17 protein-coding genes and 1 other RNA gene are annotated in these 22,410 nt (G+C 37.5%); 5 read left to right on the top strand and 13 right to left on the bottom strand.

Features of this window, described 5'->3' with window-relative positions; all coding sequences use genetic code 11:
- Positions 1 to 51: 51 nt before the first annotated feature.
- The 3 genes from ssrS to FJR04_RS05575 all read right to left on the bottom strand — a co-directional run bounded on the left by ssrS (position 52) and on the right by FJR04_RS05575 (position 1,915).
- Positions 52 to 236: non-coding RNA, 6S RNA (gene ssrS, locus FJR04_RS05585), on the bottom strand.
- Between the two features lie 39 nt (positions 237 to 275).
- A complete protein-coding gene (locus FJR04_RS05580) occupies positions 276 to 1,436 on the bottom strand; it encodes a 5-(carboxyamino)imidazole ribonucleotide synthase (protein WP_168492539.1) in 1,161 nt (386 codons plus the stop codon).
- The gene (locus FJR04_RS05575) at positions 1,427 to 1,915 is read right to left on the bottom strand and encodes a pentapeptide repeat-containing protein (protein WP_168492538.1); all 489 of its coding nucleotides are present in this window, start codon (positions 1,913 to 1,915) and stop codon (positions 1,427 to 1,429) included. The genes FJR04_RS05580 and FJR04_RS05575 overlap by 10 nt, the downstream gene beginning before the upstream one ends.
- Positions 1,916 to 2,398: 483 nt before the next feature.
- Here FJR04_RS05575 and FJR04_RS05570 point away from each other — a divergent pair, with 483 nt between their 5' ends.
- Together FJR04_RS05570 and FJR04_RS05565 are read left to right on the top strand one after the other, a co-directional pair.
- Entirely contained in the window at positions 2,399 to 2,722 is a 324-nt protein-coding gene (locus tag FJR04_RS05570; RefSeq protein WP_168492537.1) for a hypothetical protein, read from the top strand.
- Positions 2,723 to 3,292: 570 nt separating this feature from the next.
- The gene (locus FJR04_RS05565) at positions 3,293 to 4,954 is read left to right on the top strand and encodes a diguanylate cyclase domain-containing protein (protein WP_371717218.1); all 1,662 of its coding nucleotides are present in this window, start codon (positions 3,293 to 3,295) and stop codon (positions 4,952 to 4,954) included.
- A 92-nt stretch (positions 4,955 to 5,046) separates the two neighbouring features.
- On the opposite strand, the gene mutS is transcribed toward FJR04_RS05565, so the two are convergent.
- A complete protein-coding gene (gene mutS / locus FJR04_RS05560) occupies positions 5,047 to 7,638 on the bottom strand; it encodes a DNA mismatch repair protein MutS (RefSeq protein ID WP_168492535.1) in 2,592 nt (863 codons plus the stop codon).
- A 77-nt stretch (positions 7,639 to 7,715) separates the two neighbouring features.
- Positions 7,716 to 9,023: an aminopeptidase P N-terminal domain-containing protein gene (locus FJR04_RS05555; protein ID WP_168492534.1), complete on the bottom strand. Its 1,308-nt coding sequence runs from the start codon at positions 9,021 to 9,023 to the stop codon at positions 7,716 to 7,718.
- A gap of 386 nt (positions 9,024 to 9,409) precedes the next feature.
- Between FJR04_RS05555 and FJR04_RS05550 the strand changes: the two genes are divergently transcribed.
- Complete coding sequence (locus FJR04_RS05550; protein WP_168492533.1) at positions 9,410 to 10,648, top strand: VCBS repeat-containing protein; 1,239 nt, start codon at positions 9,410 to 9,412, stop codon at positions 10,646 to 10,648.
- Positions 10,649 to 10,963: 315 nt separating this feature from the next.
- Here FJR04_RS05550 and FJR04_RS05545 read toward each other — a convergent pair whose 3' ends face one another.
- The 7 genes from FJR04_RS05545 to FJR04_RS05515 all read right to left on the bottom strand — a co-directional run bounded on the left by FJR04_RS05545 (position 10,964) and on the right by FJR04_RS05515 (position 17,143).
- A complete protein-coding gene (locus tag FJR04_RS05545) occupies positions 10,964 to 11,731 on the bottom strand; it encodes an MBL fold metallo-hydrolase (protein WP_168492531.1) in 768 nt (255 codons plus the stop codon).
- Positions 11,732 to 11,744: 13 nt separating this feature from the next.
- Positions 11,745 to 12,332, bottom strand: a complete 588-nt coding sequence (locus FJR04_RS05540; protein WP_168492530.1) for an aminodeoxychorismate/anthranilate synthase component II — start codon at positions 12,330 to 12,332, stop codon at positions 11,745 to 11,747.
- Between the two features lie 130 nt (positions 12,333 to 12,462).
- A complete protein-coding gene (locus FJR04_RS05535; protein WP_168492529.1) occupies positions 12,463 to 12,918 on the bottom strand; it encodes a diacylglycerol kinase family protein in 456 nt (151 codons plus the stop codon).
- 143 nt (positions 12,919 to 13,061) lie between these two features.
- On the bottom strand, positions 13,062 to 13,589 hold the full coding sequence (gene ybeY, locus FJR04_RS05530; RefSeq protein ID WP_168492527.1) for an rRNA maturation RNase YbeY: 528 nt from the start codon (positions 13,587 to 13,589) through the stop codon (positions 13,062 to 13,064).
- 13 nt (positions 13,590 to 13,602) lie between these two features.
- Positions 13,603 to 13,758 carry a DUF3285 domain-containing protein gene (locus FJR04_RS05525; protein ID WP_168492525.1) on the bottom strand — a complete coding sequence of 52 codons (156 nt, stop codon included), beginning with the start codon at positions 13,756 to 13,758 and terminating at the stop codon, positions 13,603 to 13,605.
- A 108-nt stretch (positions 13,759 to 13,866) separates the two neighbouring features.
- A protein-coding gene (gene prfB / locus FJR04_RS05520) for a peptide chain release factor 2 (protein WP_168492524.1) occupies positions 13,867 to 14,980 on the bottom strand; the annotation gives its coding sequence in 2 pieces (ribosomal slippage) (positions 13,867 to 14,907 and positions 14,909 to 14,980; 1,113 coding nt in all).
- 66 nt (positions 14,981 to 15,046) lie between these two features.
- Entirely contained in the window at positions 15,047 to 17,143 is a 2,097-nt protein-coding gene (locus FJR04_RS05515; protein ID WP_168492522.1) for a serine/threonine-protein kinase, read from the bottom strand.
- Between the two features lie 119 nt (positions 17,144 to 17,262).
- On the opposite strand from FJR04_RS05515, the gene FJR04_RS05510 reads away from it, so the two are divergent.
- A complete protein-coding gene (locus FJR04_RS05510) occupies positions 17,263 to 17,964 on the top strand; it encodes a rhomboid family intramembrane serine protease (RefSeq protein WP_168492520.1) in 702 nt (233 codons plus the stop codon).
- A 112-nt stretch (positions 17,965 to 18,076) separates the two neighbouring features.
- The gene (locus tag FJR04_RS05505; protein ID WP_168492519.1) at positions 18,077 to 19,045 is read left to right on the top strand and encodes a diguanylate cyclase; all 969 of its coding nucleotides are present in this window, start codon (positions 18,077 to 18,079) and stop codon (positions 19,043 to 19,045) included.
- On the opposite strand, the gene FJR04_RS05500 is transcribed toward FJR04_RS05505, so the two are convergent.
- Entirely contained in the window at positions 19,027 to 22,386 is a 3,360-nt protein-coding gene (locus tag FJR04_RS05500; protein ID WP_168492514.1) for a PAS domain S-box protein, read from the bottom strand. The two genes, FJR04_RS05505 and FJR04_RS05500, sit on opposite strands and share 19 nt — an antisense overlap.
- Positions 22,387 to 22,410: the final 24 nt, after the last annotated feature.

Here is a 22,410-nt window from a genome sequence, read left to right as displayed (position 1 = left end):
GCGATACTATTAAAGCTCCCCAGTTGAATAAACCAGGAAGCTAAAATTTTTTAGTTCACCGCAACGCCGTTTTACCTAAGTTTATGACCTGGGTAAACCAGGTGGGAACAGAGGATTCTCATTTAAAGTTTCCGGGTACAAGCCCGGTATACTGCCATGAGAACTATTTAGCTCCCTTGTTGTTAAAGACATAGATCAAAAAACTTGATGGCAGTCACCAATCGTCGTAGTGCAACTAATTCATTATAGCTTTGAAAAATAGTTTGTGTGCTAATTTAGGGAAAATTTTGGGAAATTTTTTCTGGGGGATACCAGATAGATTCAATTTGGTGTATAATGTGTTTTACCGCATCGCGGTTATCTTGCTCTAGTAAAACAGTGATATGTCCCAGTTTCCGTCCTGGACGAGCTTCTGTTTTGCCATACCAATGAACAGTAGATTGGGGAATATCTGCTAGTTGTTGACGTTGTTTTTGGTAGTCACTTTGGCAGTTTTCATAGCCTAAGAGATTAACCATTACAGCACTACTACAATGTAATATGGAATTGTTTAACGGTAAACTAGACACGGCTCGCAGGTGTTGTTCAAATTGGGAAGTTTCACAAGCATCAAGGGAAAAATGCCCAGAGTTGTGAGTGCGGGGTGCTATTTCATTAACTAGGATTTTACCATCAGCAGTGAGAAATAATTCAATGCCCAAGACTCCTATATATTGGAGGCTATTTAATAGTTTATGAGCGATCGCTTCAATTTCTAAATTTTGTTCTTTGGTAATTATAGCTGGTGCAATTACCCATCTACATACCTGTTCTTCTTGGAAAGTTTCTACCGCTGGATAGATGACAATTTCCCCATTCACAGAACGGGCTGCAATTATCGCTAATTCTTTAGTAAAAGGAACAAATTCTTCTACTAAAAACTGGGTATTGCTGTGATTAATGATTTTGGATAAAGCTGAAAAATCGGGAATGATAAAAGTTCCTTGACCATCATATCCATGTCTTCGCGCTTTGAGAACAACAGGAAAACCCAAATCTGCAATTTTAGATTCTATATCTTTTTCCCCTGGTAATGCAAAAAACTGGGGAACTGGTAAACCTAAATCTCGTAAATAGCAACGTTGCTCATATTTATCTAACAGAGGTGCTAAAGCTGCTAATTGAGGACGAAAACAAACACCTTTTTTTTCGAGTTGAGATAATGCCGCCAGGTTGACAAACTCATTTTCAAAGGTAATAATATCACACTTTGTCGCTAAAATTTCCGTAGCAGCAGCATCATCAACTGCGGCAAAAATGCTATCTTTGGCAATAGATACAGCCGGATCATTTTGACTAGGAGTTTGGACTATTAATTCTACTCCCAGCTTTTTTGCTGCATCTCCCATCATCCAAGCCAGTTGTCCACCACCAATTATACCAAGTTTTATTGACATCCTAACGACTCACGAGTTTCTACACCAGTTTGGGAATTTACACCACTGGCTTTTTGACATAGTTCTTTAATTTGCGCTTTATCTAGAATTGCATCTGAAAAATCTGCACCTGCAATATTAACATCTGTAAAGATAGTGCGGAATAAAATAGCTTCTACTAAAACAGCATTACTTAAATCAGCGCCTATTAATTTTACCTCATTCACCATTGCATTTGTTAAATCTGCTCCATGTAAATTGGCTTTAGTCATGACTGAAGCACTTAAAACTGCTCCTCGCAAGTCCGCACCCTCAAAATTGGCCATTTCCAGATTAGCATTAGAAAATTCTGCTGCTTGTAAACTTTGTCCTGAAAAATCTTGTCTTGACAACTCTGCATTACTAAATGATAAAGGATGAGTCCAGTCTGATAATGCTGGTTGTGCTATGCACCAAACCATAATTCCTAAAATCAATCCTACGGCTTTTTGCCAAAACATAGCTGATAAGTCCAAGTTACTAATTATCTAGTTTAATCTGGGCGTGGCTGATTAAATATATGAATATTTCTCACGCAAAGGCGAGGCAGCGCGGTCTTGGGGGTTTCCCCCATGAGTGACTGCCGTCGCAGAGGCGCAAATAATCAAGGTTGTAAAGGTTGAATTTCCCGATTTTATATTTTAATCAAGTTGTTGGTGATCAAATTTTCATTGATTCAGGATCTGTGTATTTACAATTATTCATTAAGTTTGATTACAAGTAAAGTTTATTATCTTTTGAAGTTCACTGTTAAAAACTACTGTTAATCTGTTAATTATGGTCATAGCTGTGAAAGCAAGATTTCTAATATGGATAAAATGTTTAATCAATATCCAGAATCATGACTTTAAAGTTAATGTTATTGCTAACAGTGATCTGACTAAAAATTTTTAAGTTATTGAAATTGACGAAAGGCACACACAAAAGGCAAAATTGGTATTTCTATGATGAATCATTACTCTATTCAATGGATTGAAGCATGGTGCTTAGAAAACGGCTGGACAGATTTATTTATGGAGAGACGTGACAACTATTGGGCGTTTCCTCCTGGTGGAGTTATGCCAGAACCAATCCCCATGAATGTGTTGAGAGTAATTAAAGAAGAAAATGGATTCACCAATCAAGAAATGTATTGGGCTTGTGCGGCCATATCTACTACTATCTTAGCAGTGATTTACACCTTTTGGTTTAAATGTCCGATTCCTTTAGTTTTATCTTTTGCGTTTAATGCTGTCACAGTGGCACAATTTGAACCTGATGATGCCTAGTACCACAGTGCAGAATTAAAAATTAATAATTAAAAATTAAAAAAGCAGATTACATAAGCTTTGAATCAATTTTTAATTGTTAGTTGTTTGCGCCAAATTGAAAATATTCTTGATTTGTAAGTTGGGTTTTTTATGTCAATCCAATTTACAAAAAATGGCGCTAGTATTGCTAAAAAATTAATTTTAACTGCTTTTGTTGAGACTTTTCACAAGAGCAGTTTTTGTCTGGAAGGGGAGATTCTCAAAACTGATAATTTCATTATAAGTAACTAGTACCGCAGGGCGGAATTAAAAATTAAAAATTAAAAATTAAAAAAGCAGATGACACAAGCTTTTTGAGAATTCTTAATGGTTGGTTTACTTACGCCGTTGTGTACTAGACAAAAATAAATCAACTTAGATTAAGTGTAGTAAGGGCTGAAGCCCTTAAATGAGGACTAAAGTCCTCACTACAAACCTGCGTTTTTTTCCCATGATTGTTAGCCTATTAGTGATTGTATAAAAGTTGCAAAGGTGCAGGCGATCGCTTAAATTAGATACAAGAGTAATCTAATTTTTACAGAAACATCAGTGACCAAAAAATATTGGCTATTACAATACCTGCGGCGTAATCCTGCGGGAAAGGAAGCTATACTTAGCCTCTTCAAGAGAATAAAGTTATCTATTCCTGGTTGGATAGCTATGTTCATAGTTACTTGTTTGCTAAAATTAGGAATTTTCCAACCTTTGGAATGGATGACATACAACAACCTATTTCGACTACGGGGAAATACTAACTGGAATCAGCAGGTAGTAGTAGTGACAATAGATGAAAAAAGTTTGGCAGAGTTTAAACATTTTCCCTGGAAAAGAACCAGATATATAGAGTTATTAAATGTACTGAATACAGCCCAGCCAAATGTAGTTGTTTTTGATATTATTTTTTCTGATTCTAGCCTCAATGATGCCGCCTTAGCAAAAGCCATGCAGCAACATGGAAATGTAGTTCTAGCACAAGCTTGGGATACCCAAGGAGAACCTTGGTTTCCTGTAGCTGAATTGGAAGCAGCCGCTATTACCACAGGGCATATATTGGGAGCAAAAGATGGAGATGGTATGATCCGGAAAATACAGCCTTTAATTAATGGTATTCCCGCATTAGGAATTGCCGCTATCCAAGCTTATGGAATTTTTACGGAAATACCTCCATTTCCTAATTTACAACAGCCATTGTTGATTAACTGGCCAAGTCAGGTAAATCAAATGCCTCATTACTCATTTGTTGATGTAGTGCAGGGAAAAGTATCAGCCAATATATTTAAAAATAAAATTGTCTTAGTAGGAGTTACTGCTCCGGGTATTGATGTTTTAGTCACACCCTTTAATTATGATCCACCGACAGGAGGAGTTTACTTACACGCAGCTTTTATTAGTAATTTATTTGAGGATAATTTTTTACATATCTTTCCGGCTGGGGCATGGATCATCTTATTCCTATTAGCAGGTCCTCTATGGAGTTTAGTAATTGTTCGTTGGTATTCTCGGAAAAAATTAGGATTTTGTATAGGGCTATATGTAATCTGGCAACTGTTCAGTTTGCTCATGTTAAAAATAAATTATTGGCTACCTGTTGCTGCACCAATAACTTTATTAGTAATGACTACAGGAATTGTTATTTGGCAAGATGATCTCAAACTCAAAGCAGAAAATCAAACTCTCCAACATCTTGTTAATTATGACGGACTCACGCAAATTCCTAACCGTCGCCGATTTGATGAATATTTTCAGCAGGAATGGAGACGTATGGCTAGGGAAAATTCCTCAATTTCTCTAATTTTATGTGACGTAGATTTTTTTAAACTATATAACGACACTTACGGACATCAAGCCGGAGATAGTTGTTTACAAAAAGTGGCTCAAGCTATGACTAAAGCTATTAAAAAACCTAGTTATTTAGTAGCACGATATGGAGGAGAAGAGTTTGCGGTAATTTTGCCGAATACAAACATGGAAGAGGCGATACTTGTAGCTAAAGAAATTCGTTCTCAAGTTCAAAAATTGGCAATTTCCCATACAGCTTCTCAGATAAGTCATCAAATTACAGTCAGTTTAGGAGTGGCTATTATGATTCCTGCTGCTGATATTCCGGCTGCATTTCTGATTAAAACAGCAGATGATGCACTTTATCAAGCAAAAAGAGCAGGACGCGATCGCTTTAGCATCATTACTTCTCAAGATTTAGGTTTAAACTAGTACCGCAGGCCGGAATGAAGAATGAAGAACATTTTATCTTCTCCTTCCTATTCCCTGTCACCTGTAACCTGTCACCTGTCACCTTCTTCTAACTACTCTAAATTCTGTAAACCCATAGCTATTTTACTGTGTTTTTCGATTTGTCCCATTACCTGTTTTGCTCTTTTAATTACCACCGCCGGTAAACCCGCTAACCTTCCAGCTTCTATCCCATAGGATTTATCAGCACCACCGGGTTGAACTTGATGTAAAAAGATAATTTGATCAGGTAATTCTTTAACAGTAACTTGATAATTTGCCACATTAGAAATAATAGTAGCCAATTCATTTAACTCATGATAATGAGTTGCAAAAATCGTTCGAGATTTAATATCAACTGCTAAATATTCCGCCACAGCCCAAGCAATTGATAAACCGTCAAAAGTTGCAGTTCCTCGACCAATTTCATCTAACAGAACCAAAGATTTCGCAGTTGCATGATTGAGGATATTTGCAGTTTCATTCATTTCCACCATAAACGTAGATTGACCAGTAGCCAAATCATCTACAGCCCCAACACGAGTAAAAATGCGATCGCACACAGCCAACCTAGCCGACCTAGCAGGAACAAAACTACCCACCTGTGCCATCAACTGAATTAAACCCACCTGCCTTAAATAACAACTCTTCCCACTCGCATTTGGACCCGTCAAAATCACCAAATCAGGATAGGATGTCTTCTTCCCTTCTTCCTTCGTGTCCTTCGCTCCTTCGTGGTTCATTCCTCCTAATCCAGTAGAATTAGGCACAAAAAACCCAGCAGGTAAAGACTGTTCCACCACCGGGTGACGACCATCAATCACGTTAATCTCCCGTCCTGTCAGCATTTCCGGGCGACAGTAACCTTGATGAACAGCCAATTCCGCCAAACCACATAATACATCACAGGCAGCTACCGCACGGGCAATATTCCGAATAATTTCGGCGTGAGAACCCACCTCATCCCGTAATGCGTCAAAAATCTCATATTCCAACTGATTTAAATCATCTCGCGCTGTAAGAATTCGCGCTTCTCGTTCTTTCAAATCAGGAGTAATGTAACGTTCCTCATTTGTCAGAGTTTGTTTACGAATGTAATTATCAGGAACTTGGTCAGATTTACTGCGGGAAATACTGATATAATAACCAAAAGTTTTATTAAATCCTACCTTCAAAGTCGGGATTCCCGTTCTCGTTCTTTCATCAACTTCTAAGTTTGCAATCCATTGTTGATCACTTTCTACAGTAGCCTTTCTTTCATCCAAAAGCGGATTAATTCCCGCGCGAATTAAACCACCTTCCTTTAACTGGATGGGTGGTGATTCTACGATATGAGCGTGTAATTTTTCTGCTATTTCTTCTAGGATCGGTGGGACTTTTTGCAAAGCTTTTAAAAACGGAGAATGAGCATCTGCAACCAAGCGCGATAATTCTGGTAAACGGGAGAAAGAATCAGCTAAAGCCATTAAATCCCGTGCATTAGCTCTACCAGAAGCGGCTCTGACTGTTAAACGCTCTAAATCGTAAATTTGCCTTAATAACTGCCGTAAATCTTGACGCAAAGGCGTATTTTCAACTAATTCTTCAATGGTATCTTGGCGTGATTTAATCCCTTTAATTTCTAGTAGCGGTTGTAACAACCATCTTCTTAAAGCCCTGCTTCCCATGGCGGTGCTAGTTCTATCTAAAGCCCATAATAGAGAACCGTGAAATGTACCATCGCGGACGGTTTGGGTGATTTCTAGGTTACGGCGGGTTTGATGATCGACAATTAAATAATCAGTTAATGTATAGGTGCGTAATAATTGGATCGAGACTGGATTGGCTTTTTGTGTATCTTCAATGTAGTCTAAAAGACCACCAGCGGCGCGAACTGCCAGAGGAAGATGTTCACAACCGATACCTTCAAGCGATCGCAGTTTGAATTTCTGTAATAATTTACTTCTAGCTTCGGCTTGGGAAAAGGGAACTTGCGATCGCAAACTATAACAGAATGAAGGTGGTAAACATTGGGGCAGAGATGGCGAAGTTTCCCCAGGACGTAGTAAACTACCTAAATCGGGGGCGTTCGTGGGAAACAGCACTTCCGAAGGTTGCAATCGCATTAACTCTTGCGTCAAGTGTTCTAAATCACTCCCTTGAGATGTGAGAAATTCTCCAGTTGATATATCTGCGTAAGCTAAACCCCAATGATTAACAGCAATTACCACAGCCGCTATGTAATTATTGCGACTCGCTTTGAGCATTCCCTCTTCTAACAAAGTTCCTGGGGTGAGAATGCGCGTTACTTCCCGTTTAACTAAACCAATCGCATCAGCCGAGTCTTCTACTTGGTCACAAATCACCACAGCGTAACCTTTTTCTACCAGCATGGTTGTGTATCGCTCCCAAGCGTGATGGGGTACACCTGTCATGGCTACACGACCAACTTCACCACCATGTTTACTGGTTAAAACTAATTCTAATTCTCTGGATACGGTTACAGCATCTTGGAAAAAAGTTTCAAAAAAGTCACCTACCCTGTACAACAGCAAAGCATGAGGATGTTTATCTTTTACCTCTACATAGTGCTGGTACATTTTACTCAGCTTGCTACGATCTTCTACCAGATTTGTATCGGTAATAGGTGTATTTGGTGGCTGGGGTTCTGGTGTGGAAGTCGTCATGGTAGATGCGGAGAATTTAGGCACTAATTAGGCACTCTATCCGATCATAGCGTGATGTGAGAAATCCGGGCTAAAGTTTATTTTTCTAAATCTTTGACTTCCTTGGGAACTCCCGCAGTTAGTACCTCATTTCCTGCTGGGGTAACTAATACATCATCTTCAATGCGAATTCCAATCCCTACCCAACGGGGGTCAATTTCGGGTTGGTCTTCTGCGGGTTTGGTGTCGGGTACTATATAAAGTCCGGGTTCTATGGTTAGCACTTGGCCTGGTTGTAAAATCTGCGGGTTTTCTCCATGTTGATAAACTCCTACATCATGCACATCTAAACCTAACCAATGACTGGTACGGTGCATATAAAAGGGTTTATATTTTTCCTCAGCGATTAATTTATCAATTTCCCCTTTCAGCAAACCCAGTTCTACTAATCCTTCTGTCAATATCCGCACGGCTGTATTATGAGGTGCATGGAAGGAATTACCTGGTTTTACTGCTGCTATTGCTTGTTTTTGTGCTTCTAATACAATTTCATATAATGCTTTTTGTTCGGGTGTGAATTTACCACTAATGGGAAATGTCCGTGTTATATCGGAGTTGTAATAACCATAAGCGCAACCAGCATCAATCAATAGCAAGTCATTTTCTTGCATTTGACAATTATTTTCGATGTAATGCAAAACGCAAGCATTCTTACCAGAGGCGACAATGGAAGGATAAGCAGGTCCCATTCCACCACGGATTCGGAAAATATGTTCTATTTCTGCTTGGATTTCGTATTCATAACGTCCAGGTGCAGTATTTTGTAAAGCATGATTATGAGCTTCTACAGCAATTTCTACAGCTTGACGCATCAAGTCTAATTCTGTTTTACTTTTATGTAATCTCAAACTGTGGAGGACAATACTAGGATCAGCGATCGCAGTTGGACCTGTACCGCGCTTGGGATAGGTTCGCAGTAAATTTTGGTAATGTTTGAGGATTTTGTCATTAAAAGAGCGATCGCGCCCTAAATGATAGTATATGCGATCGGCTTTTTCTAAATATTGTGGTAACTTCTCATCTAGTTCGGCTATGGGGTAAGCTGCATCAGCACCATAAAATTCCTTCGCTGCATCTATTCCACAGCGATAACCACTCCAAACTTCTTTTTCTCGATCTTTGGGTTGGACAAATAATATAAACCGATGTTCTGCGTGATGGGGTGCTAATACTGCTACTGCGTGGGCTTCATTAAAGCCAGTTAAGTAAAAGAAATCACTATCTTGACGGTAAACATACTCGACATCGTTGTGCATTACTGCTGTTGGCGCACTTCTAAAAATCGCTGTACCGCTGCCTATTTTCGCCATTAACTGCTCACGACGTTGCCGATATTCTGTTTGCATAGCTAATTTATTGATAGTATTGTTTTTTGCTTTAACAATTATAGACTACAGAGAAATGTGCCAGGAAAATTGCTAATTTCAGTTATTTTAGCCAATTTTTAATTTAGTGGACTATGGCAATTTTCGCAAATCTTTGAGAACTTCTCTAAATGAAATTGTCATTAAAACAGGATTTCATCATTAAATAATGACATGAATAGAAAATAAAATATTTTTAGATTGCTCAAATATTACTTTTAATTTTAAATGTTAGTGTGCATGAACATTATGAAAATATCTACAAATAATGACATTCAACAAAAATAATTAAACAAATGTTTTCTGTTTACAGAATCTTCATAGAAATCAAATTAAAAATGGATATTAATTACTAATAAAAACACATCATGCCTGATCAATCACCCTTATCTTTAAATACAAGCAATTGGGGTTTACAATCCCTTGAAAAATCAAAATCTTTGACAACCTCTCTTGATCAATCATCTCCTATAAGTTCTGCACCTCAAGCACAAGAAGACCCATTCTTACCAATAAATCCATTAGATCAATTACCTCCTATTGGCGGCAGTGCTAACCCCAATCCTAATCCTTATTTAACCAGTGCAGCCGTTGTTCCTGATTTCAACGGTGATGGTAAAACCGATAAACTTTGGGTAAATGTCCAAACTGGTGAAATTTTGGTTCGCCTAATGGACGGAACAAAAGTTATGGAACAGGCTTCTTTAGGTCAATATGATTTAAATGTCTGGACTTATAACATTGCTGATTTTAACAGCGATAATAAGACTGATTTTTTATTACGTAATCAACAAACTGGTGAGAATGTAGTTGTGCTAATGGATGGCGCAAGAGTCTCTAGTTTCCTAGCTTTAGATCGAGTTGATCCAGGTTGGAGTGCGAATATTGGCGATTTCAATGGCGATCGCAAAACTGACATCTTCTGGCATAATGCAACTACTGGCCAAAATGCTATTTGGGAAATGGATGGAACAACAGTAGTTAGTGCAACCGTTCTCGACACCACAGAGCTAGGTTTGACTGCAAGCATTGTTGATTTCGACGCAAATGGCAAGAGTGACATTTTCTGGCGTAACGACACAACCGGCACAAATAGTGTTTGGTTTATGGATGGTAGCCAAGCCACCAAGTATGATTTACAATCACAAGATTCTTCTTGGACTTATAGCTTAGGCGATTTCAACGGCGACTGGAGAACAGACCTTCTGTGGCGCAATACCGCCACCGGTGAGAACAAAATTTGGACAATGAATGGCATTTTTGTGACTGAGGGTGTTGTCAGCACACTAGATGCAGCTTGGAGTGCTAATATTGGCGATTTTAATGGCGATGGTAAAACTGACATCTTCTGGCATAATGCGACTACTGGCGCAAATACCGCTTGGTTGATGGATGGTACAGCAGTCAGTTCTGAAGCTTTCCTACCCAGCAATACCCCCGGTTTGACAGCATCTTTGGGTGATTTCAACGGTGATGGTAAGACCGATATTTACTGGCGTGATCAACAAACATCCGCAGATTTCATCTGGACTATGGATGGAACTCTAGCAACAGAAACTCCTGTTGCTGATACAGAGAAGCTGACTCCAGAATGGTATACAGCTTGATCTAGTAATTGACAATTGACAATTGACAATTGACAATTGGTAATTGGTGATTGGTGATTGGTGATTGGTGATTGGTGATTGGTCATTGGTCATTGGGAAAACCTACCAATATTTTTTGAACTGTTCAGCGTAGGTTGGGTTGACGCAAGGAAACCCAACTTTTTTGGTGCAAAATGTTCGCGTTTATTAAAAAGAAACCCATTGACAAGCACGGCTGGATATGATATGCTAAAATTGATAAGGAAGAACTATCATGCAACAAATAAGTAATTGATAGTCTGGTTGGGTTTTCTGCTGTCAACCCAACCAACAATTTTAAAATTTATAACTCAGAACCTGTATTTCGGTATTTTCTGGCAAACTCTTAGCACTAATTACCAGAGAGTCATTATTACTCCGGCGGATATTAACACCCTGCATCAAAGCCAGAAAATCATCTACTGGGGTAATATCACACTGGTTAGCATCAGCAGCTTGGGTGCGGTAATGGGTGGGAATGACTAACTTAGGATTTAAGACCTCGATCGCTTGTTTTGCCTCTTGGGCATTGTAAGCTTTAGCACTGCCTCCCACGGGAATAAATAACACATCGGGGCGACCCATCAGAATTTTTTGTTCTAGGGTAATTGGTGAAGCAGATCCCCCTAAATGAAGCATATTAATTCCCCCTTTGGTCAGTTTCCAAACCACATTTTTTCCAAATCGTCTGCCTCCATTGCGATCGTGATCTGTGGTAATTCCCTGAAACTTCAAACCCCTAAAATCATAAACTCCAGCTTGATAAACTAATTTAGGATTTCCTGGTAGTTGATCTACTGCACCTTCATCCAAAAGTTGACTGCTAATTAATACCAAATCAGCCGCTACTTTTGGGGGACGATACTTAGCAGTACACCCCAAAGTCCGAAAGGGATTAATGAGTGTTTTTATATTCCCAGCAGTTAATAAAAAGCAAGTATGACCTAACCACTGAATTGATACACCGCTAGATTGGGCATTTACTGGCACGTGAGAACTTAAATTAGTAACTACAGCCGTTACTAAACCCGCCCCAGCATAGCCTATCAATTGTCGTCGTTTCATTTACACTCTCGCTTTACAAAGTTCGCAGAAAATTTCGCAGCAATTCCTTACCTAAAGAAGTAAGAACACTCTCTGGATGAAACTGGACTCCTTGAATGTGAGGATAGTTCCTGTGTCTCACGCCCATAATTGTGCCATCTTCTACCCAAGCAGTGATTTCCAATACTTCTGGGCAAGTTTCGCGCTCAATGACTAAACTATGATATCTGGTAGCGGTCAAAGGATTTTCTAATCCTTGAAAAATTCCTATGCCTGTGTGAGATACCAAAGAGGTTTTACCGTGCATTAATTCTGGGGCAGAAACGATTTTACCACCGAAAACCTGACCTATACTTTGATGTCCTAAACACACCCCTAAAATCGGTAGTTTATCTCCCAATTGAGCGATCGCATTTAAGGAAATTCCCGCATCGTCTGGACGACCAGGACCAGGAGAAATCACCACTGCATCAGGGTTTAATGTCCTAATTTCATCAATAGTAATTTTATCATTCCGCACCACTTGGAGATCATTGGCAACTGGAAAATCTGCTGCTAATTCTCCCAAATACTGCACTAAATTATACGTAAAGCTATCGTAATTATCAATGACTAATATCACAATTTTTACCTAATCTTTTTAAACATATCAAAGACGTTCCCTCGGAACGTCTCTATTATTCACAATCTCAACAGTAATCATCGAACTCATCCAACAGAAAAAAGACTCAACAGCCTATTTCCTCATTTATCTAAAAACTAGATAGGATTAAAGTCGCTAAAGGAGGCAATAATAATGTAGCTGCGACCAATAATGCTACTAAAGCTGAAACAAGTACAGCACCAGCAGCGCAGTCTTTAGCGATTTTTGCCAACTCATGGTAAGACTGTTTTACCGTTAAGTCTACAATTGACTCAATGGCAGTATTTACTAACTCTAATGTCAAAACTAACCCGCTAGTAATAGCAATTATGGCTATTTCTACTGTTTCTAGACGTAAAAATACACTTAACCCAATAGCCAAGGCGCAGACGGCTACATGAATACGAAAATTACGTTGAGTCTGAAAACCATAGGTAATTCCAGCCCAAGCATACTTAAAACTAACAAATAAATTAGAGGCAATTTGCCAAGAAAGTTCCCTATCTTTGGACACAAGCGTTGGTAAGCTGTTATTGGTTGGTGATGACGAAACTTTTGGGGACATAGACAAAAAAATACGATATATGAAGGAGTGAGGATTTACCGATTTTCATAGCCAAATCAACTTTCAGGTAATTGTAGGCTATTTTTCATAGCCACACTATAAAGTAATTACCAAGATTTACAGTTATGAATATACATCTATTGCTACTCTAAGTTAATAATAATACCTATGTCTTTGAGTAAGATAACTTGTTGGTGTAGCATTTGCATCAAACTCTCTTCATCGGGATGATCCCAACCTAACAAATGCAATAAACCATGGGCTGTTAACCAAGCTAATTCTGTAGATAAGCTATGTTCTTGCTGTTGTGCCTGACGCTGTGCTGTATCTAGAGAGACAATAATATCACCTAGATACAAAGGCATGGAAGCAAGCATTTCTTCACTTTGTGGAAAATCAGCTTCTAGAGATGCAAAAGCTAATACATCTGTAGGTTTATCCTGTTGACGATATTGGGAATTTAGGGTTTGAATTTCTGTGTCGGTTGTCAAACGCAAGCTAATTTCATAACTAGGTGCAGTTGGCAGATAAGTATGAAGAATTTCCAACCATTGCTGAAACCAGTTTTCCCAAGTTTCGGGAGAAATTGGGTAATTATCACTAATATTGACGGCTATGGGCGAAGAGTCGTCAACACAATTTTCTAAATATAATTCCACTTGTAGAGGCACAAGTTTTCCTCTCTTAGCGGGTAAGATATGCCAAACCCACGAGGACAGATAATAGTCCTACAGCAGTCAGGGCAAAGTGTTTGAGGGAAGTTCCACCTTTTCTCACCATGTTCCGCATGGCAAGTTTGACGTAGCTGGGTTGGGGGTCTGTGGCAGGAGATTTGTCCATAATTAATTCGTAATAATCTCTTTTATCACTGTAACAGGTTGTGGGGAAATGGGAAGAAGGATTGACCGTAGGGGCGGGGTCTCCCCGCCCATTTAGGAATCTCCCCTATTACACATCAACTAGCTGATTTTCTTGTCTAAGATAGGCTTGAATGAACAGATCAAGTTCACCATTCATGACATCGGTAACGGCTGTTGTTTCGATGTTTGTCCGTAAGTCTTTGACCATTTGGTAGGGGTGAAATACATAGTTACGGATTTGATTACCCCAAGAGGCTTCAACCATATCACCGCGGATTTCGGCAATTTCTTGAGCGCGTTGTTCTTTAGCAATAACTAAGAGTTTGGCTTTAAGACGAGCAAGGGCTTTTTCTTTGTTTTGCAATTGAGAACGTTCTTCTGTACAACGAACTGCTAAACCGGTGGGTAGGTGAACAATGCGGACTGCGGTTTCTACTTTGTTCACGTTTTGTCCTCCTTTACCACCAGAACGGGTGGTGGTAATTTCTAAATCCTTCTCTGGAATGTCTAATTTGACGGTGTTATCTATTTGCGGCATGACTTCGACTCCAGCAAAGCTGGTTTGCCGTTTTCCGTTCGCATTGAAGGGAGAAATTCGCACTAACCTATGAGTACCCATTTCGGAACGCAAATAACCATAGGCATAGCGTCCGGTAATTTCTAAGGTAGCAGATTTAATTCCGGCTTCATCACCTTCTGATTCTTCTGCTAAGGTGACTTTATAACCATGATCTTCTGCCCAACGGGTATACATCCGCATCAACATAAATGCCCAGTCTTGCGCGTCTGTTCCACCTGCACCGGCGTTAATTGTCAGAACTGCGCCTTGATCATCATAAAGCCCGGAAAGTAGTTGTTGTAATTCCCATTGGTCAAGCTCATGATTGAGTTTGGTAATGGTAGTTTCCGCTTCTTGCAATAGTGCTGTGTCGGTTTCTAATTCTAATAACTCAACGACTGCCCTGGTATCGTCTAAATGGGAATGCCACTGATAATACTGATCTAAATGGGATTTTAGATCATTGAGTTCTTGCAGGGTATTCTGTGCCTGGGTTTGATCTTCCCAAAATTCTGTTTGGGCTGAAATTTGTTCTAAGTCGTGAATTTTGGCTTTGAGTGCGGGTACGTCAAAGATAGTCCTGGGTTTTACCCAGGCGGCTAGACAATGTTTCAATTTCGCGTTTTAGTTCTAATACGTCCATAATTTTGGCTCAAGTGGAAATGACTTGAGATTTTTCTCAGATAACTGGTGATTTGTATTTTAGATTTTATCTGGATTTTGGTAAAGTCTCCGGTTTTTGTGGCCAGAGTTGGGGGACAAATCCAGGTATATTTTGGGCTTTTGTGCGGGCTTCTATAGCTTGTTGGTAGTCTGGTTTGTATTCTATGGCTTTGTCGTAGGAAGCGATCGCCTGTTGGTATTGTTGCAAATTTAACAAAGCATTACCTCTACTGTACCAACTTTCCGCATGATTTGGTTTATAGCGGATTGCTTTATTGTAGGCGGCGATCGCCTCTTGATATTTTAATAACTTGTATTGGGTATTTCCTAAATTATACCATACTAAATAATCATTTCCTTTGATCGCGATCGCTTTATTATAAGATTCTATTGCCTCTGGATAACGTTTAACTTGATGTAATGCCCAGCCCCGATTATACCAAGCTTGATACTGTTGGGGATTATATTTAATTACTTGAGTAAAAGAATCAACTGCCTCTGGATATCTGCGTAATGTCATTAATACATGACTTCTTGATAACCAAGCTGCGGAGTTATTTGGGTTATGCTGCACGGCTTGATCGTAAGCTTGTAAAGCATATTCATAACGATTTAAATTAACTGAACAATTACCCAAGTTATACCAAGCTAATTCATGATCTGGTTTTAATTCTACTGTTTTTTTATAGGCGGCGATCGCTTCTTCATACTGTTTAATATTTTGTAAAGCTGACCCTTTTTTGTACCATAATTCAAAATTTTCTGATTCTAAATTAATTGCTTGTTCATAAGCTTGAATGGCATTATTATATTGATTAATTTTTATAAAAATATCACCTTTTACTTGCCAAACTTGGGGGTTATCATTTTTTAGTTGTAAAGATTTATCAAAAGCGGCAAGTGCTTCTGAATAACGCTTGAGGCTGACTAAAACAAAACCACGATTAGTCCAAGCTTCTAAATAATTGGGTTGAATTTGAATAGCTTTCTCATAGGCTATTAAAGATTCTTGATATTTCTGTAACTGAAATAATGCTTTGCCTTTACCATACCAACCTTGATGATAATTCGGTTTAATATCTACAGCTTTTTCATAATTTGCTAAAGCTTCTTCATAACGTTGTAATTGAATCAATGTATTTCCCTGATTATATAATTCTGTAGCATTCTTATTATTAATACGATTGATGATATAAATTGATCCTATACTACCAATACCTAGCACAAACATTCCTAATACTAACTTCCAGAATATTCCTTTTTTGATTTTTATCTGCTTTGGTAAATGGGAAGGGGCAAAAACTATTGTTCCCGATGTGTTTTTATTTAATTTATGTAAATCTTGTAATGCTAATGTAGCTGAAGCATAACGTTGGCGAAAATCATAACATACCATTTGATTTAAAAATTGGGCAAATTCTGGAGATACATTGGCGTGATTTTGCCAAATAATTTCATTAGTTTCTGCATCTTTCTCTAATTGTTCGGGAGACAATCCGGTTAAAGATTGAATAGCAATAATTCCCAAAGCATAGATATCACTACTAAATTTTGGTGTGCCTTGTGCTTGTTCTCCAGGAGTATAACCTGGTGTGCCAATCGCAACCGTAGATTTAGTAATATCTGTAGAATTTACTAATTGAGTCGTGATTTGTTTGACTGCACCAAAATCAATTAAAATTAACTTACCATCTTGTTCACGTCTGAGAATATTCCGAGGATTGACATCACGATGAATTACCTTTTGTTGATGTACAAAGTCCAAAATTTCTAAAATTTCTTGTAACAAAGAAATTACCTGATCTTGAGTAAAAATTGTCCCAGGTTTTAATTCTTGACTGAGATCCTTACCAACAATAAGTTCCTGAACCAGATAGAATTCGGCATTTTCTTCAAAGTAAGCTAAAAGTTGAGGAATGCGATCGTGAATCCCTAACTTGTATAAAACTTGCGCTTCTGTGTCAAATAACCTTCTAGCTATTTCTAAAGTAGCAATATCCGTAGACTGAGGCTTGAGTTTCTTAACTACACACTGGGGTGAACCAGGTAGTTGAGTATCATTAGCAACATAAGTTTCTCCAAATCCTCCACCTCCCAGATAACTGGTAATTTGGTATCTGCCTACAAGTGTGTTTCCTAGCATCTCATTAGCCTATCTGACTATTATGTTACATTATGACAATCTTGCCACATAAAAATGAGGAGATGGGGAAAAATATTCATCAGTAGCTAAAAATCGAAAACCCAAATGTTAAAATTAAGATGATTCCTGTAGATGACAATATTCGCAGTTGGCAAAAGCCAATTATTAATTATTGGTTAATTGGGATTAACCTAGTGATATTTATCTGGGAAATTAAATTAGATACAACTAATGAATTAGGGTATTTAATTAATAATTTGGGTATCATCCCTGCTCAAATCAATCAAGCGATCGCTAACGCTTTTTTGGACAATTCTGCGGCTTGGGTAGTTGTATTTTGGCGCTTGCTTTCTCTTCCTGTCTCGCTGTTTCTCCATGGCAGTTTTAGTCAATTTTTAGGTAATTTGCTTTTTCTATGGGTATTTGGAAAAACAGTAGAAGGCATTTTAGGACATAAACAATATTTACTACTTTACTTAACTGCTGGCTTTTTTTGTGGGATAGTCCAAATTGTCTTATTATCAGATTTAACAACCCCTATAATTGGTGCAAATGGAGCTATTACATCTATTTTAGGTGCATATATCATCAAGTTTCCCCAAGCAAAAATATATTCTGTTCTGGCTTTATTAATTTTGTACATACCTGTTGAATTACCAGTTATTTTTTACTTATTTTGGTGGTTTATACAGCAGTTATTTTATGGAATAGGAAGTTTAAATATTTCAGGCAGTTTTTCTTTTTCTAATGTCAGTTACTGGGGACAATTTGCGGCTTTAGTTACGGGTGCAACTTTTATGGGATTGAGACAAAAACATTAAGGTTATAAATTATTTTTAAATGTTATATATAAATATATCATTTTTATTTATTCTGTGAAAATTCATTTTTTAAACAACGATAGCAACAAGCAAGGAAAAGGTTAAAAATTTTATGACACAACTTAATCCTGGGAATTGTTTGATTTTAGTGGTAGATGATGTATCACTAAATTTACAAATTATGTCAGAAGCATTAGAATCAGCAGGTTATGAAATTACTTTAGCTTCTAGTGGCAAACAAGCATTAGAACGAATGGAATTAGTTCGCCCAGATTTAGTATTATTGGATTTAATGATGCCAGATATGAATGGTTTCGAGGTCTGTGATCAAATTAAATCTAACTTAACTTTAGCAGATATTCCTATTATTTTCATTACTGCTAGTAACGAACAAGAGCATATTTTACAAGCTTTTGATAAAGGTGCAGTTGATTATATAGTCAAGCCATTTAATACTTATGAACTTCTAGCTCGTGTTAGGACTCATTTAGAGTTGAGATATACACAAAATCAACTCAAGAAAATGCTAGAAGAGCAAAAAGAATTAGTTAAAAATTTAGAAAGATTGGCTAATACAGATTCATTAACAGGAGTTTGGAATCGTCGTTATCTTTTAAATTTAGCAGAACAAGAAACTCAACGTTGTCGAAGATATAATCGTCCTTTATCTGTACTAATGATTGATATCGATCATTTCAAAACTGTTAATGATACTTATGGACACGCTATAGGAGATGAAGTGCTAATTGTGATGACAGAAACTGTTATGAATTACTTACGTAATGTGGATGTTTTAGGAAGATTTGGAGGGGAGGAATTTGTGGCTTTGTTACCAGAAACTGATAGTAAAGCAGCAGTAATTACAGCGGAACGGATTCGAGAAAATATAGAACAAATAACTATTCCTGTGGATGGAAAATTAGTAGCAATAACAGTTAGTATTGGTGTGGGTAGCTATCAAAAAGGTGATGCAAATATTGATGTCCTGATTCAACGGGCTGACGAAGCACTTTATCAAGCTAAAAATCAGGGACGTAATCGAGTAATTGCCCATCATTTTCCTCAAGAAGTATATTCTTGAATAAGGGTTTTCTGCACACAGGGAAAATCATCAAGTATCTGCATAATTTTTTCTATATCAAAAGTATTTAAATTAGTTTTGAGATGCTCAACATAATCTGATAAAATTTGACAATCATAATGTTTCCCTAATTCTTGTAAGCGGTGAATAAATTGCCTTAATTCACGAATTTTCAGGGTTCTATGTAATGTGAACCAAACTTTTTCTTCTTCCTCTAATTTCAGCAGTAAATCTGGTAAATTAATTGGGCAGGTTAATGATATTTGGGCGATATTATTAGGAATAAAAGATTCTTGATTTGTTTGTTGCTGGACTACATGAGTTAATTTTAAATGTTTTTTTAGTTCAGTAAATAGTTGTTGACGATTAATGGGTTTACGTAAAAAGCCTTGACAGCTTTGCTCAAGTTCAAATTTCTCTTCTGATTGAGATGAAGCAGTCAAAATAACGATAGGAATATTTTGGGTATTTTGATCCTGTTTTAGATATTTTAATGCTTGTTTTCCATCCATTTTGGGCATTCTAATATCGAGTAAAATTACATCAGGATGATGTAGTTTAGTTAAATTAATTGCTTCCTCTCCATTCTCTGCAAATAAAAGAAAATGGTCAGTTCCTTGGAAGTATCCCTTCATTAATTCTCGATTTGATTCTATATCATCAACAACTAAAATTTTACTAGGTGAAAATTTGTTAAAATTATCGTCTTGACAAGAGGATGTAATTTTCTCGACCCCAGGATGAGGTTTGAGTTGAGGAAAAACAAACGTAAAAATACTACCTTCACCTAATTTACTTTGAATTGTGACTATTCCCGCCATCATGTTAATTAATTTGCGTGTAATTGTGAGTCCTAAACCTGTTCCCCCATATTTGCGATTACTTTGTCCATCACTTTGGATAAAGGCTTCAAAAATACTTTGTTGTTGTTTTCGATCAATGCCGATTCCTGTATCCTCAACAGTAATTTCTAGCCAGATATTTTCTTGATTATCTATATAATAGATTTGAGCCGATAGAGATATTTTTACATATCCATTGTCTGTAAATTTCAACGCATTACCAACAACATTAAACAAAATTTGGCGCAATCTGATTTCATCAACATAAATAGCTGTAGGGACTGTTTCTGCAATGTGGGAACAAAGGTTTATTCTTTTTTCAGTTGCTGTGGCTTGAAAAATATGGAGAATTTCTTGAATGAGCGATCGCAAATTCACTGGTTCATAATATAGTTCCAGTTTACCAGCTTCAATTTTAGAAAGATCAAGAATATCATTAATTAATCTCAGTAAAGTTCTGCCACTAGCAGCGATCGCTTCAACATAAAAACGGGAACGATCTTCCATGACTACCAATTGCAATAAGTCTGCAAAACCGAGAATAGCATTCATCGGTGTGCGAATTTCATGACTCATATTGGCTAGAAATTCACTCTTAGCTCGGTTAGCAGTTTCTGCTTGTTGTTTTGCTTGCTCTAAAGCTGAATTTTTTAGTGTTAATTCTTCTCTTCTAGAAGTTTCTATTTCCAAGAAAGTAGCTTGAGCGATCGCAATTCCTACTTGAGCAGCTACAGCTTCTAACAATTCAATTTCCTCAGATGTCCATTCCCGAATTTTTGGCTTGATATCCCCTTGTTTCCAGCAATAATGTAAGCCTATGATCCCATTAGGTTTTCCTTGATAAGAAGTTTGAATAATTAGTAAAGACTGAATTTGGACTTGGTGACACAGAGAAATAACATTTTGCAATAATGGTTCATGATCAACATCAGGTGTAGCGATCGCCCGATCTGTTTTTAAAACTGCTTTCACATAAGGATTATCTCTGACAGGAATTGCTATTCCTTTTACTGATTTGTAATTACCACTTAAATATTCAGCCACCAAAGGTAAATTAGGTTCTGGTTCTACAATATAATTATGAATCAGACAGCGATTCACTGCAAAAGCCTGGCCAATTTGTAAAGCAGCAGTGTCGAAAATTTCCTGTGTTTTCAAGTTCTGGCGAATTTCATCGGTAATTTGCTTCAGTAGCAACATCTTTTGAAATTGTTGTTGTAAAGTCGCTTCTGCTTTTCTGCGTTCACTAATATCTCGAATCACACTTAGTAATCCAATTTTATTACTCTGTTTGTCTTTGAGAATAGTTACCGATGATTCAACAAATATATCTTCTCCATTTTGCTTGCGGTGAATATTTTCACCTTGCCAATAACCTATAGTATTTAAAGTTGTCAAAGCATCTGCTTCATCTGTTGATTTTATCCAACGATATTCATAACATTCATTTATTAATTTACCCAGTGCTGTCGTAGCCTTAATCCCATACTGTTTTTCCGCAGCACTATTCCAATGAATGATGCGGTTGTTGCTATCAATTGCCACTACTGCATCACTCACTTCGGCTAATAACTGAGCTTGAAATTTGACTTGTTTTTCGGTTTCTTGACGCTGGGTAATATCCAAAATGACAGCTAAAAATACTTCTTTACCCAAATTTTTCATCAATTGTAGATGAACTTCCACAGGATATAAACTACCATTTGCACGTTGATGAATAGTCTGAAATTGGATAATTTTTTGTTCACCAATTATTAAAGGAGTAATTAAAGATTGAAATTTCTCCATTGTCATCTCTGTTTTTAGATCCAGAGGAGTCATTTGTTGGATTTCTACCAAAGAGTAACCTAAGTTTTGCAGCGCCCCTTGATTAACATACCGAAAAACTAATGTTTTGGCATCAAAAACGTAAATTTCATTTAAACTAGCTTCCAGAAGATTTGACAGATAAACTCGCTCTGCTTCCACCACCAAACGGGCGCTCACATCCTTAACAAAATATGTAAATCTGGGTAAATTATAATTACCGCTGCCAATATAATTAACTGTAGCCGATAAATATTTAGGAATACTATTAACAGTTAGCTGATACTCAAAGCGAACATATTTACCAGTCCGTTGACTCTCTTGATAATGTTCTATCCATTTGCGAATATCTTCTTGATCGCTACCTGCTTGACTGCAAGATTTATTGAGGATATTCTCTGAAGTCGTTTCTAAAAATCTAGCCGTAGTTGAGTTATTAGATAAATGGCGGATATCATTATTTAGTAATTCCACCACACCCATCATCATTGGTGCAGAATCATAAAAACTACGCAATATAGCGTCCTTTTCTTCTATTGCTGCTTCCGCTTGTTGTAAACGTTGATTAACAGCCTCTAATTCCGCAGTTTGTTGTGCTACTTTAGCTTCAAGTTCAACATTGGTATTGAAGACTTGCACTAATGCAGAATATAAACAGTGTAGCAACTGCTGATAAAATTTATGTAAGTGCATTTTTTCAGCAAAATTATACAATAA

It is taken from the genome of Anabaena sp. UHCC 0204, assembly GCF_009711975.1.
Classification (GTDB): Bacteria; Cyanobacteriota; Cyanobacteriia; order Cyanobacteriales; family Nostocaceae; genus Dolichospermum.
This window is presented reverse-complemented; position numbering and strand designations above follow the sequence as displayed.